Annotated in this window: 15 protein-coding genes, 2 pseudogenes and 1 riboswitch; of the genes and pseudogenes, 10 read left to right on the forward strand and 7 right to left on the reverse strand. The window is 35.9% G+C overall.

Features of this window, described 5'->3' with window-relative positions; genetic code table 11:
- The first annotated feature begins 93 nt into the window (after positions 1-93).
- From MKY70_RS24720 to MKY70_RS24735, 4 genes and pseudogenes are all read left to right on the forward strand, one after another.
- On the forward strand, positions 94-627 hold the full coding sequence (locus tag MKY70_RS24720; RefSeq protein ID WP_002067733.1) for a phosphatase PAP2 family protein: 534 nt from the start codon (positions 94-96) through the stop codon (positions 625-627).
- A gap of 12 nt (positions 628-639) precedes the next feature.
- On the forward strand, positions 640-1,782 hold the full coding sequence (locus MKY70_RS24725; RefSeq protein ID WP_341025919.1) for a glycosyltransferase family 4 protein: 1,143 nt from the start codon (positions 640-642) through the stop codon (positions 1,780-1,782).
- 3 nt (positions 1,783-1,785) lie between these two features.
- Positions 1,786-1,969, forward strand: a pseudogene (locus MKY70_RS24730) (IS200/IS605 family transposase); the annotation flags it as partial.
- 11 nt (positions 1,970-1,980) lie between these two features.
- Positions 1,981-3,093: an RNA-guided endonuclease TnpB family protein gene (locus tag MKY70_RS24735; RefSeq protein ID WP_002184793.1), complete on the forward strand. Its 1,113-nt coding sequence runs from the start codon at positions 1,981-1,983 to the stop codon at positions 3,091-3,093.
- A 218-nt stretch (positions 3,094-3,311) separates the two neighbouring features.
- Here the strand turns inward: MKY70_RS24735 and MKY70_RS24740 are convergent, their stop codons facing one another.
- Both MKY70_RS24740 and MKY70_RS24745 read right to left on the reverse strand, forming a co-directional pair.
- Positions 3,312-3,911, reverse strand: a complete 600-nt coding sequence (locus tag MKY70_RS24740) for a molybdenum cofactor guanylyltransferase (protein ID WP_113734054.1) — start codon at positions 3,909-3,911, stop codon at positions 3,312-3,314.
- Positions 3,908-4,417: a MogA/MoaB family molybdenum cofactor biosynthesis protein gene (locus tag MKY70_RS24745; RefSeq protein ID WP_002034407.1), complete on the reverse strand. Its 510-nt coding sequence runs from the start codon at positions 4,415-4,417 to the stop codon at positions 3,908-3,910. The genes MKY70_RS24740 and MKY70_RS24745 overlap by 4 nt, the downstream gene beginning before the upstream one ends.
- Before the next feature lie 238 nt (positions 4,418-4,655).
- Here MKY70_RS24745 and MKY70_RS24750 point away from each other — a divergent pair, with 238 nt between their 5' ends.
- Together MKY70_RS24750 and MKY70_RS24755 are read left to right on the forward strand one after the other, a co-directional pair.
- Positions 4,656-4,835, forward strand: a complete 180-nt coding sequence (locus MKY70_RS24750) for a hypothetical protein (RefSeq protein ID WP_002067722.1) — start codon at positions 4,656-4,658, stop codon at positions 4,833-4,835.
- Between the two features lie 6 nt (positions 4,836-4,841).
- Positions 4,842-5,024, forward strand: a complete 183-nt coding sequence (locus MKY70_RS24755; protein ID WP_341025923.1) for a hypothetical protein — start codon at positions 4,842-4,844, stop codon at positions 5,022-5,024.
- A 190-nt stretch (positions 5,025-5,214) separates the two neighbouring features.
- Here the strand turns inward: MKY70_RS24755 and metK are convergent, their stop codons facing one another.
- The gene (gene metK, locus MKY70_RS24760; protein ID WP_002015707.1) at positions 5,215-6,414 is read right to left on the reverse strand and encodes a methionine adenosyltransferase; all 1,200 of its coding nucleotides are present in this window, start codon (positions 6,412-6,414) and stop codon (positions 5,215-5,217) included.
- A gap of 169 nt (positions 6,415-6,583) precedes the next feature.
- Positions 6,584-6,705: riboswitch (SAM riboswitch) on the reverse strand.
- Positions 6,706-6,933: 228 nt separating this feature from the next.
- Here metK and pckA point away from each other — a divergent pair.
- Entirely contained in the window at positions 6,934-8,520 is a 1,587-nt protein-coding gene (pckA, locus tag MKY70_RS24765; RefSeq protein WP_002089118.1) for a phosphoenolpyruvate carboxykinase (ATP), read from the forward strand.
- A 238-nt stretch (positions 8,521-8,758) separates the two neighbouring features.
- Here pckA and MKY70_RS24770 read toward each other — a convergent pair whose 3' ends face one another.
- On the reverse strand, positions 8,759-9,142 hold the full coding sequence (locus MKY70_RS24770; RefSeq protein WP_088032196.1) for an ATP synthase subunit I: 384 nt from the start codon (positions 9,140-9,142) through the stop codon (positions 8,759-8,761).
- Positions 9,143-9,456: 314 nt separating this feature from the next.
- On the opposite strand from MKY70_RS24770, the gene MKY70_RS24775 reads away from it, so the two are divergent.
- Positions 9,457-9,678: a hypothetical protein gene (locus MKY70_RS24775; RefSeq protein ID WP_002123250.1), complete on the forward strand. Its 222-nt coding sequence runs from the start codon at positions 9,457-9,459 to the stop codon at positions 9,676-9,678.
- A 28-nt stretch (positions 9,679-9,706) separates the two neighbouring features.
- On the opposite strand, the gene MKY70_RS24780 is transcribed toward MKY70_RS24775, so the two are convergent.
- Both MKY70_RS24780 and MKY70_RS24785 read right to left on the reverse strand, forming a co-directional pair.
- Positions 9,707-10,612 carry a DMT family transporter gene (locus tag MKY70_RS24780; RefSeq protein ID WP_131246892.1) on the reverse strand — a complete coding sequence of 302 codons (906 nt, stop codon included), beginning with the start codon at positions 10,610-10,612 and terminating at the stop codon, positions 9,707-9,709.
- Positions 10,613-10,725: 113 nt separating this feature from the next.
- Positions 10,726-11,049 carry an iron-sulfur cluster biosynthesis family protein gene (locus tag MKY70_RS24785; RefSeq protein ID WP_131246941.1) on the reverse strand — a complete coding sequence of 108 codons (324 nt, stop codon included), beginning with the start codon at positions 11,047-11,049 and terminating at the stop codon, positions 10,726-10,728.
- A gap of 123 nt (positions 11,050-11,172) precedes the next feature.
- Between MKY70_RS24785 and MKY70_RS24790 the strand changes: the two genes are divergently transcribed.
- The gene (locus tag MKY70_RS24790) at positions 11,173-11,355 is read left to right on the forward strand and encodes a hypothetical protein (RefSeq protein ID WP_002034443.1); all 183 of its coding nucleotides are present in this window, start codon (positions 11,173-11,175) and stop codon (positions 11,353-11,355) included.
- A 27-nt stretch (positions 11,356-11,382) separates the two neighbouring features.
- Positions 11,383-11,687, forward strand: a pseudogene (locus MKY70_RS24795) (Nif3-like dinuclear metal center hexameric protein); the annotation flags it as partial.
- A gap of 52 nt (positions 11,688-11,739) precedes the next feature.
- Here the strand turns inward: MKY70_RS24795 and MKY70_RS24800 are convergent.
- The gene (locus MKY70_RS24800) at positions 11,740-12,957 is read right to left on the reverse strand and encodes an ATP-binding protein (protein ID WP_088032190.1); all 1,218 of its coding nucleotides are present in this window, start codon (positions 12,955-12,957) and stop codon (positions 11,740-11,742) included.
- Positions 12,958-12,974: the final 17 nt, after the last annotated feature.

Below are 12,974 nucleotides of genomic sequence, written 5' to 3' on the forward strand. Positions count from 1 at the left end.
TTTTTCTTTACAAAACCTTATTATCCCCTCAATAAAATCTTATTAAAATAGAAGTTAATAACTCCATATATATGTAGAGGGAGGAAAAATCTCATGAAGGTCAGTGGACTATATAAAATAGAATGTTACATCTTCAAAGGAATTAATCGCTACTTTGATCAAAAAACATTAAACATCTTTTTCAGCAATATTACCCATATCGGTGGTGCAAGTTTTTCCATTGCACTTACCCTATTCTTTTTAATTTTCGCAACAGGGAATTTGCATCAAGCTGCAATTGCAACTGCTATTTCTTTAACAATTAGCCATATTCCTGTGCAAATATTAAAAAGATGGTATCCACGAAAACGCCCTTATTTAACAATTCAGGATGCGAAATATCCAGTTCATCCATTAAAAGATCATTCTTTTCCATCCGGACATACAACGGCTGTTTTCTCTGTCCTCATTCCATTTATTTGCTATAATCCAAACTTGCTTGCTTTTCTATTACCGTTAGCATTATGCGTCGGTATTTCCCGTATTTATTTAGGGCTTCATTATCCGTCAGATGTATTTGTAGGCATGTGCCTCGGCACTTGCTCTGGCATCATCTCTTTTTATCAATTCATCCCACTTTTCACATAAAGGAGTGATATGATGAGAGTCGCCATTTTTACCGATACTTTTACGCCACAAGTCAACGGGGTTGCGAAAACACTAGAACGATTAACACGTTACTTTCAGAAAGAAAAGATCGCCTATTCTGTTTTCGCCCCTCAGCATACAGCTGAAGATAATTTCGTAGCTAATGTGAACAAGATGAGAAGTATCCCGTTAACAATATTATATCCAGAATGCCGCTTTTCTTTTCCTACTCCGCGCATTAAACGAGAACTTCTTTCCTTTAAACCTGACATTATTCACATTGCCACACCTTTCAACATGGGACTTTGTGGATTGTATTATGCAAAAAAGTTAAACATCCCAGTTGTCGGTTCTTATCATACTGATTTCGATGCTTATTTACGCTATTACAAAATTGAATTTCTCTCTAATATGCTTTGGAACTATTTAAAATGGTTTCATAGTCATATGCAAAAAAATTTCGTTCCTTCTTTTGAAACGTTACACCAACTAAAAAATAAAGGCTTTCAGGCCCTCTCCATATGGGGACGGGGTGTAGATTGCACACTCTTTCATCCATCTTACAATACAGACCTATTCCGAAAAAAATATAATATTACAGCAAAGTATGTCCTTTCCTATGTTGGACGGATTGCCCCTGAAAAAGATATTGATACGTTGCAACACCTTATCGTGCAAACAGCGCATACTCGAAACGACATTCATTGGCTCATCGCAGGAGACGGTCCTCTAGCAACAAATTTGCGTGAAGCTGTTCCGAAAACAAATGTCACTTTTACTGGATATTTACAAGGTAAGGATTTAGCTGAAGCATATGCTTGTTCTCATATGATGGTATTTCCATCAGCTACTGAAACGTTCGGAAATGTCGTACTTGAATCATTTGCATGCGGTACACCTGTCATCGGAGCAAATAGTGGCGGGGTTAAAAATATTATTACAGATGGAAAAACGGGAATTCTTTGTCCACCAAAAGATATAGATTCCTTTCTATCCTCCATCCATTTTTTATTGCAAAATGAAGATCAACTTATGCAAATGGGCATAGCAGCTTCGTCTTATGCTAAATCAAAAAGCTGGGATGAGATCCTTCGTGGCTTACTTGACCAATATGAAACAGTCCTTCAGCACACCGCATCAGAATTACTCGCTTAAAAAGAAATGACAAAATTTATTAATGCTTATAAAAGTGCAAGTTCTCAACTAATCAAGAAAGACTTTCCACAAGTGAAAAAAACTTTAGAAAGAAATGTTTTGGTCAAGAAGTTTTTGCTTACTAACTACTGGTAGTTCGCCAATAGACGTAGTAAAGAAACATATTGAAAATCAAGGTAAAAAGTGAGGTGAAATGATATGACAAAGCAGAATAAAGCATATAAATTCCGGTTGTATCCAACAGAAGAACAAGCAAATCTTATACGTAAAACCTTCGGTTGTGTACGTTTCGTGTACAATAGAATGTTAGCTGAGCGAAAAGAAGCGTACGAAAAATACAAAGATGATAAGGAACAACTAAAGAAACAAAAGCCTCCAACCCCTGCGAAATATAAAGCAGAATTTGAGTGGTTAAAAGAAGTTGATTCATTAGCTTTGGCAAATGCTCAACTACACTTGCAAACTGCATATAAGAATTTCTTTAGTGGTCAAAATAACTTCCCAACATTCAAAAGTAAAAAGGACAGAAAGTCTTATACAACGAATGTAGTAAACGGTAATATTCTGTTGCTTAATGGTCATATCAAATTGCCAAAACTGAAAATGGTACGTATCAAAAAACATAGAGAGATACCACAAGATTATATGATCAAGTCTTGTACGATTTCTATGACACCTACTGGTAAATACTATGTGTCAATCTTGACTGAATACGAAAAAGAGATTGTACAAAAAGAAGTAGAAACAGTTGTTGGATTAGACTTTGCAATGGATGGATTATACGTCAGTTCTGAGGATGAGAAAGCCAATTATCCTAAGTTCTATCGTAACATGTTAGACCGATTAACAAAGGCGCAACGAGTATTATCAAGACGCAATAAAGGTTCTGAACGTTGGAATAAACAACGTATTCGTGTAGCTACGTTACATGAGAAAGTAGCTAACCAACGTAAGAATTTTCTTCATCATGAGTCTAAAAAGTTAGCTGCCAATTTTGATGTTGTAGCTATTGAAGATCTAAACATGAAAGGAATATCGCAAGCACTTCATTTTGGAAAAAGTGTCGCTGATAATGGGTGGGGTATGTTCACTTCTTTCTTAACTTATAAACTAAACGAACAAGGAAAACAACTTGTGAAAATAGACAAATGGTTTCCATCAACAAAAACATGTAGTAGCTGTGGAAATGTGAAAAGTCTGACATTGTCTGAAAGAATCTATTCTTGTATATGCGGTGTAAATCTCGATAGAGATTATAACTCAGCCATCAATATCAAAAATGAAGCAATACGTCTTTTAGCGTCAGCATAAATTGTAATAAAATAACCTTTGGAACAAGGGAGTTAGCTCGGCTGTCTTAGGACGAATTCGTTAGCTATCAGAAGTAATGATTAACCGAGAAGCCCTCACTTCAAACACTCCTTTAGGACGTTAAGTGGCGGTTAGTTCACGAAATCCCCTTAAAATCAACTTACTCACATACCTTTATACAGCAATTGTTCTCCAATTTCTGTATATCAAAAAACCTTTCATTCATTTGAAAGGTCTTTTTGAGCCTGCACATATTCTTCTTTCGTATTCACATTTATAAACCAATCTACATTCGCTTGTACATCTTCACCAGCAATATATTTCACATTACATTGTGATAAAAGCTGGCCCATACTTCTTTTTTCTTCTTGAAGCAAAGCATAAATCTTTTCTTTCACGCGGTTATTATACGCTGCAAGTAACGGTTGTTTTCTTCCATTAATAATAGGGACAACAGCATCATATTCATCGCTCGTTTGCTCTAATAAAATGGTAATCCATTCATTTGAAACGTTCGGTGCATCACAAGGCATGATAATATACCAATCTGAATCTATGTATTCCATTCCTGACACTATTCCAGCAAGTGGCCCATTTCCTTTATAGTGCGACATATCTTCTATAACTGGAACTTGTACTAATTGCTCTACTCTCTCTTTTATATCAGTATGACTAATAACAACAACATCTTGCAAAATACTTTCCATTACTTGCACAATATGCTCAACAAAAGTAGTTCCCTTCCAAATCGCCAATGCTTTCGGTTCTCCGAAACGACTAGACTGTCCGCCAGCTAATACAATTCCTGCAATTTTCATTGACGATGCAACTCAAATGTAATATGACCTAATTCCGGTAAAATTAACTTGTTCATCGCAAGACGAACCGCTCCGCTAGACCCTGGCATCGAAAAGACAACTTTACGCCCGATTGTACCACCGATTGCTCTACTTAACATCGCACTACTTCCGATATCTTCTAAGTAACTTATCATACGGAACAACTCACCAAATCCAACAATTTCTTTATCTAATAACACTGACACTGCCTCAATCGTTACATCACGTTTCGTAATACCAGTTCCGCCATTCGTTAGCACGACATCAACATCTTCCCTATGATAACCAGCTAACACAGCCTGCTGAATACTTTCTTTATCATCTTTCACAATTTCATAAGAGGTCACTTTATGTCCTGCTTCTTTTAATAATTCATGTAATAGTTGTCCGCTCTTATCCGTCTCTTCCGTACGTGTATCGGAAATCGTTACAATCTTACAGCGTACTTCTTTTGGAGCTTGTTTTTTATGTTCAGTTACACTCATTTTTCATCTTTCCTTTCCTAAAGACTTTTCTTCATTTTATCATACATATCTTTACACAATTATGTATGAAGCCAATGATGCACCGTGATACAATATAAGTATATACGACCACAAAAAGGAAAATATACTTTCTTATACGCCTGGACTACACACCATTAGCTACTCTTTAAATCCCCTTATATTTTCTACATAGTAGATTTCATTTTAAATTACAAAATAATTTGGAGGTTCACTCACTATGGAACTATACAAAAAATTAACAACAACATTCATCCTCTTATTTGTTGCTTCCATCACTGTCGGTTTTTCTCTAAAAGGAGCGATTCCATACGCTACATTAGTGAGTATTATATTCGCAACGCTATTTTTACTGAGCAGTGCTTTTTGCGCAGGAAAAGCGCGTCAACTGAAAGGCTGACCGTCTATGTTCCATAAGAAACCCATCCTTTGTAAATCATGTAAAAAGGAAATACAAACGTATGAAAAATCATGGATTCATATGCCATTTCCGGCAAGTGGTATGACAAATATGAAGAAGTATATTGAGCTAGACGGGGAAGTTTATTGTAGTTCTTGCATTCAAGTAGTAAATAAAGTGAAACTTTAATCAGTGGGGATTTTGTTCTTCCCCACTGATTATTAGCCCTCACCAATCGGGCTTTTACGGGCAGTTAGCCTCCTACCTAACTTTTTTGCTTTACAGCCGAATTTTGAGGTGGGAGGCTTACTGCCCGTTAATGCGGGATAAAACCAAATAAAAAAAGCTTTGCGACACGCGCAAAGCTTTTTTTCATATATTATAGACCAGCTTGCTCTTTTAAAGTAGCTGCTTTGTCTGTACGTTCCCATGTAAGATCTACATCAGTACGTCCGAAGTGGCCGTAAGCTGCTGTTTGTTTGTAAATTGGGCGACGTAAGTCTAGCATTTTAATAATACCAGCTGGGCGAAGATCGAAGTTGTTACGAACTAGTTCTACTAATACGTCTTCAGATACTTTACCAGTGCCTAATGTATCAACTGAAATTGATACTGGTTGTGCTACGCCAATTGCGTATGCAAGTTGTACTTCTGCTTTGTCAGCAAGACCAGCTGCTACGATGTTTTTCGCAACATAACGAGCTGCATATGCTGCAGAACGGTCAACTTTCGTTGCATCTTTACCAGAGAATGCACCGCCGCCATGGCGAGCGTATCCACCGTAAGTATCAACGATGATTTTACGTCCTGTTAAACCAGCATCACCTTGTGGTCCACCAATTACGAAGCGGCCAGTTGGGTTAATGAAGAATTTCGTTTCTCCATCCATTAATTCTGCTGGAACTACAGCTTTAATTACGTGCTCTTTTAAATCGCGATCGATTTCTTCCCACGTAACATCTGGATGATGTTGTGTAGAAATTACAATTGTATCCACACGTACAGGTTTACCATTTTCATCATACTCAACTGTAACTTGCGTTTTTCCATCCGGACGTAAGTATGATAATGTGTCATCTTTACGTACTTCAGTTAAACGACGAGCTAATTTGTGAGCAAGCGAGATTGGAAGTGGCATTAATTCTTGTGTTTCATTACATGCGAAGCCAAACATTAAACCTTGGTCTCCCGCACCAATTGCCTCAATCTCAGCGTCAGTCATTTGACCTTCGCGTGCTTCTAATGCTTGGTCAACACCCATAGCGATGTCAGCAGATTGCTCATCGATAGATGTTAAAACTGCACAAGTTTCTGCATCGAATCCGTATTTTGCGCGTGTGTAACCAATGCCTTGAATTGTTTCACGAACGATTTTTGGAATATCTACGTAAGTAGAAGTCGTAATTTCCCCCGCTACCAATACTAAACCAGTTGTTACAGTTGTTTCACAAGCTACACGTGCATTTGCGTCCTTTGCTAAGATCGCATCTAAAATTGAATCAGAAATTTGGTCACAAATTTTATCTGGATGTCCTTCAGTTACAGACTCAGATGTGAACAGATGACGTTTTTTTGTCATGTGGTAAACCTCCCTACAGTAATTGTATATATTGTACGGAACTCATCCTTAATTTGCCACAAACTGCGACATACATTTATTCTCCCACACAAGCATACAGAAAAACCTTTCCTACTTAACATAGAGGAAAGGTTTAATTTGCTACTTGCATACTGCTTTTTGCCCTTTGCTCTTATCGTTCGAGACCGTTAGCCTCGCACAGGTTTTAGCACCTATTCACCTGTATTTACCACTACAAGTGAGGTTGCTGGGCTTCATCGGGCCTGTCCCTCCGCCAGCTCGGGATAAGAGAGTATCCGTCCCAACCTATACTAAAGAAATGATATTCATTTGTCAATTAATATTCACATTTTCCTGAAAGTTTTTCTCAATACCCATAGAATGAAATATTAATAGGGAAATGATACATTCACACAAACAAAAATAAATAAATAGTATACATTATTTATATAATTGTGTTATACTATTGATGGGGATTACGAGAAATATTTCATTAAATGAAAAGGATGGTATATAAATATGAGTACTGTGAATGTCCAAATTGGTTTACATGAATTATTGAACGGAAGCAATGCACAGATTCAATTAAGTGTTCCGCAATTAGTGGAAAAAGTATTAATGCGAAACGAAGGGAAATTAACTTCTACTGGTGCCGTTTCTGCTTCAACAGGAAAATACACAGGACGTTCTCCTAAGGATAAATTTATTGTGAAGGAAGCATCGGTTGCTGACAAAATTGCTTGGGGAGCCGTGAACCAACCGATCTCTGAAGAACATTTTAATAAATTATATATAAAAGTTTTAGAATACTTAAAAGAAAAAGAAGAGTTATTCATCTTCAAAGGATTTGCTGGCGCTGATCGCAACTATCGCCTACCAATTCAAGTTGTTAACGAATATGCATGGCATAATTTGTTCGTACATCAATTATTTATTCGTCCAAATGAAGAAGAATTAGCAACTCACGAATCAGAGTTCACAATTGTTTCTGCACCAAACTTCAAAGCAGATCCAGCAATTGACGGTACAAATTCTGAAGCATTCATTATGGTTTCATTTGAAAAACGTATCGTACTAATCGGTGGTACAGAATACGCTGGAGAAATGAAAAAATCAATCTTCTCTATTATGAACTTCTTACTACCTGAACAAGACATTCTTTCTATGCACTGCTCTTCAAACGTAGGCGAAGAAGGCGACGTAGCACTATTCTTCGGTTTATCTGGAACAGGCAAAACAACATTATCTGCTGATCCAAACCGTAAATTAATCGGTGACGATGAGCACGGTTGGTCTGATAACGGCGTATTCAATATTGAAGGCGGTTGCTATGCAAAATGTGTAAACCTTTCTCATGAGAAAGAACCACAAATCTTCGATGCAATCAAATTTGGTTCAGTTTTAGAAAACGTTGTCATTGATGGTCAAACACGCATCGCTGACTATAACGATACTACTTTAACAGAAAATACACGTGCTGCATACCCTATGCATGCGATTGACAATATCGTACTGCCAAGTGTTGCAGGACATCCAAATACAATTATTTTCTTAACTGCTGATGCATCTGGCGTATTGCCTCCAATCAGTAAGTTATCAAAAGAGCAAGCTATGTACCATTTCTTAAGCGGTTACACTAGTAAGCTAGCAGGAACAGAGCGCGGTGTTACATCTCCGCAAGCTACATTCTCTACTTGCTTCGGTTCACCGTTCTTACCGCTTGATGCATCTCGTTATGCTGAAATGCTTGGTGAAAAAATCGAGAAACATGATGCGAAAGTATTCTTAGTAAACACTGGCTGGACTGGTGGCGAATACGGCGTTGGTAAACGTATGAACTTAGGTTACACTCGTGCAATGATTCAAGCAGCACTAAGCGGTGAACTTGCTAAAGCTGAAACTGCAAAACACGACATCTTTGGCCTTGAAGTACCTCGTCATGTTCCAGGTGTACCTGATGAAGTATTAATGCCTGAACAAACTTGGGCTGATAAAGATGCTTACAAAGCGAAAGCAATTGAGCTTGCAAACGAATTTAAAGAAAACTTCAAAAAATTCGATAGCGTTTCTGAAGCTATTATTAACTTAGGCGGTCCAATCGCTTAATATATAAACTTTCTGTTGCAATAACCCTTTACTCATATGAATAAGTATCGTGTAGCCAAAAGTTTCGCGTACTCACCGACAAAACCCAATGCGGCTTGGTTACACATACTTACATAAAAAAGAAGCTTACGTCTTTCGCGTAAGCTTCTTTCTATATATTCTTTTATTTACCCACATACAATCCACAGCCAGATCCTCTATTCCATCTAAAAAGAGGCTTTTTATCTTTTTATCTTTTTTAGCTTTTTGTTAATTCTTCTTCATCCTTCATACTATAATAACCTAAATTAATAACGATTAAGAAATAACCACCCATAATCCCAACTGCAAATGCCCACATAACCATATGGTGCTCAATTTCGTACATAATAATTGCACCAAGGATCGCCGCTGCGTAGCGATTAAACATACCAAGTGTCGGTGCCTTCGTTTTCTTTACAATACTATCTCCAAGCTTTTCGATACGCCTTCCTAAAATCCAAACGCAATACATACTTACAATAAGTCCAATGCCTGCACCTAAAAAATGTGCTGAAAAAGGTGTCATTGCCCAGCCTATTAACATTGCGCCTAGCAAATAATACATTTGAATTTTAAACGACCTCAGTGACATACTAATCATGCTGTACTCCTCTTCAATGGTTTTTATTTATCCAACAAAAGCTATATAACTCGTTGTTCATTAATGAACAACGAGTCCATACTACTTACAAATTCATTTATGAATCTATTTCATTCAAATTAAAAACAACATAAACTGTATGTTTATGTTGTTAAAATGCTTTTAGAAAATAATATTATACAAGATTTCTAATATAGAATCCCTCATAAATGTGACGTTTTTCAAAACATTTTCGTCCAATTATGAAAAAAGTGATATCAATCTATGAACATACGGATATGATGTAATAAGCACATAAATAAAGGGGGCGTCTAATGATTTATTTTTTAATGGCTCTCATTCATCTCATTGTTCCTGCACTTATTGGACTTTCATTATATTGGTACACGAAAAAACATAGTATTTTCTATGCTGTCCTCGGTGTTCTTCTTCCAGGAATTATTCTAATTACACTCTTCCGCATTCCTTTTCTTAATTTAATTCCACTTATTACGGCTATCTTGTTTCTCATCTTCTTACCAAAAATAAAAAAATAGGAAAGCAGATCATAAGTGATCTGTTTTCCTATTTTGATATAGGTTCTTGCACGATAGAATGAGCTTCTACTTTCTCTGATTTTACAAACCATAGACCGAAGAAAATGATAATTCCACCGATAATTTGTTGTAACGATACATATTCATTTGCCCATACTGCAGCAAATAAGACAGCAACGAGCGGCGTAATATACATATATACCATCGTATGTGATGCTCCAATTTTTTGAACACCAATATACCACATCACTAAACCGAATACAGTCACGAAGAAAATAGAATACAGCAAGGCAAACCATGTCATCCCTTGTGTAATGTGAAATGGCATTACAAATACATGTGGACCACTTAACAATAAGAGCGGAACCGCTCCAACTAATGTCGACCATGCAGTAACACGTAATGCTGAGTATTTTTTAATAAGCGGCCCTGCTAATACAGGATAAAGTCCCCAACATATTGATGTAATCAGTCCAATCCCATTTCCGTAGAAAGAACTAGCGAGTGAATGCCCCGCTACTAAAACTAATGTAGCACCAAAAAAGGCAATCATGGAACCAACTAACTTTCGAGAAGAAAATTTTTCTTGTTTCAAGAAAATCGAAAATAAAGTTGTAAAAATAGGTGAAATAGAAATGAGTAAAGAGGCATTTGTAGCCGATGTATATTGTACCGTTTCCATGAATAGCGTTTGATACAGTACAATACCTACCGTGCTAACAATGATTAATCTTGGTATATCTTTTCGCTCCATATAAAGTGACTTTTCAATAAAGAACGTAAGTAATAATAATAGTGGTGCTGCTGCCATCATTCGAACTGCAGTAAACTCAATCGCTGTAAATTCTAAAAGTCCATATTTCGCAATCGTATAGTTAATCCCCCAGATAATAACGACACTTAAAATTAATAACTCAATTCCCCATCTTTTCATGCGCAATCCCCTCCGCAAAGAGAATTATACAGAAAATTCAATTAGATGTACATTTCATTATGTGAAAAAATCCATAAGAAAAAGGAGCATATTATATACTCCCTCTCTCTTCATTATACTCGAACATGTAACTTCATATTCGGGTTATAAAACTGGCTTGGGCTCTTCAACTGAAAAGTCCCTCCAACTTCATGCCAATCAACTGTTAACTTATCATCCATAAATACAAGCTTTGTGCGATCTGCAATAAAGTTTAGTATACTCGATTCAACATCTACATCGCGCTCATCTTTCTCTGAAACGGCTACTAAATCAATAATCCCGCTCATGACACAACCGCAACCTTCATTATCATAAAATAACTTTATATATTTAGCTTCACTTGGAATCGTATCCATAATCTTTTTATATGCTGCTTCTGTTACAGTAACGTACATGCGTGAATCTACACCCTCTCTTCTCGTATCATTTATATATTGTACCACCATTTTTCTTAAAACTTATATACAGAAAATTAAGACTACTATACAATGTATTTGATAAAGGAGGTTGTATCACTGATGTTCAAACTACAACGATATCTCATTTTCTTAGGTCTATTAGGTAGCTTTTTTATTTCTAGCGGAATGGTATTACAACATATACTTCCCTATTCTCCTTCTATTGGCTGGATTCTAGGTTTTATTTGTTTCCTATCCGCTTCTTATTTTTCCATAAAAAAACAAAAACAACTAACAAAGTAAGAACTATCTTAAGGAGGATTACCAAACATGCCAGTCTTAAAAGAAATAGAACAATCACTTAATCATTTATTCCAAATTGAAAAATTATGATCAAATCCAATTTCCATGGCAACAATTTTTCGAAGCAAATTTTGTGGAGCTATTTAACGGTCTTATGATACGAGGTGCTGAAAATGTAAATACAGTATTTTTAGCTGTCTTCCCAACAGATGATGTTCTTGAAAAATTCATTGCACCATCCACTCGTGATGGAATGCGGTGATCCACTCGGAAAATCAGGGCGAGGATTTATTCCAATTCCATCAAAATATTTGCAGGCGATAAAAGAAAAGGGAAATCACTCTAAAGAAAGTGATTTCCCCTTTTTAAAATATCCAACTATAATTAAATCGGCAACATAATCTCAACAGTCGTTCCAACTCCAACTTCACTTTCAAAGTTCAATTTACCGTGGTGATCTTTAATAATTTTTTCCGTAACTACTAATCCTAAGCCTGTTCCAGTTTCTTTCGTTGTGTAAAAAGCTTCATTTAGCTTCGGAATTTTATCTTTCGGAATGCCGCATCCCTCATCTATAATTTGAACAATGATCACATCTTCCACTATAACTTTTACAGTAATAGTTCCGCCAACTGACATTGCTTCAATCGCATTTTTTATTAAATTAAAAAATACTTGTTTCAATCGTTTTTCCTCACATGTAATTGATGGTATATCTTTACTATAAATAGCATGCATTTTTATCCCTTGTTCTAAAGCTGGCTTTTCCATAACCCTGATAACATAAGAGATGATTTCTTTAATATTATGCGTTTCGGATTCTACCGATTTAGATTTCTCAAACCCATTTAGTTCTGTAGCAATTGTATGAATTCGCTCTACTTCCTGTCTCATAATTTCACTATAAATTTTATCTTCTGGATATTTTTTCGCTTGCTTATTCACAAGTTTTTTCAATTTTTCTAACGGTCTTCTAATCTTATCGCCAATTACTGTCGCCATTTTCCCAACCATTGCTAATTTCTCTACATTTCGTATTTCTTTATCCATCATTTCAAGTGTACGAACGTAAGATTGGAATCTTAAAAATATAATCCAACATATAATAACAAACACGCTATATAATGCTATTGGGATAAGAACAATAAAGGATTGAACAACGAATCCCATAAGTGCATATTTTCCAACAATAGTTCCGGCAACTAACCAAAAGTACCTCTTATTCACAAATATCGGTGCAAATAAAATAAAGAATCCTTCTACTATATTCCCGCCATCAAATTCCGCATCACTTCCGTAATAAATAATGAAGTTATTAATAAAATCCAATATATTATAGCCAATTAAAATAATATACTTCACAATATACGGCTTTTTCCATTTCATAAAATAAAGTCCTATAAAGAATAATCCAACCATCAAACTATATAGCCATAAACCTAATCCTTCTCCAAAAGCATCTGCTAGTTTTTGATTTTTATCTGATAAAAGGACAATAGCTTTTTCAGCAAAATCATACGCAAAAAATATAACGAAGAATAAGCTTAAAAATATTATTAATGCCTTTATCTCTTCTTTTTCAAATATATTGCCTTTTTCCATATGATAACTCCTTTAAC

The organism is Bacillus sp. FSL R9-9492 (genome assembly GCF_038007365.1).
GTDB lineage: Bacteria > Bacillota > Bacilli > Bacillales > Bacillaceae_G > Bacillus_A > Bacillus_A mycoides.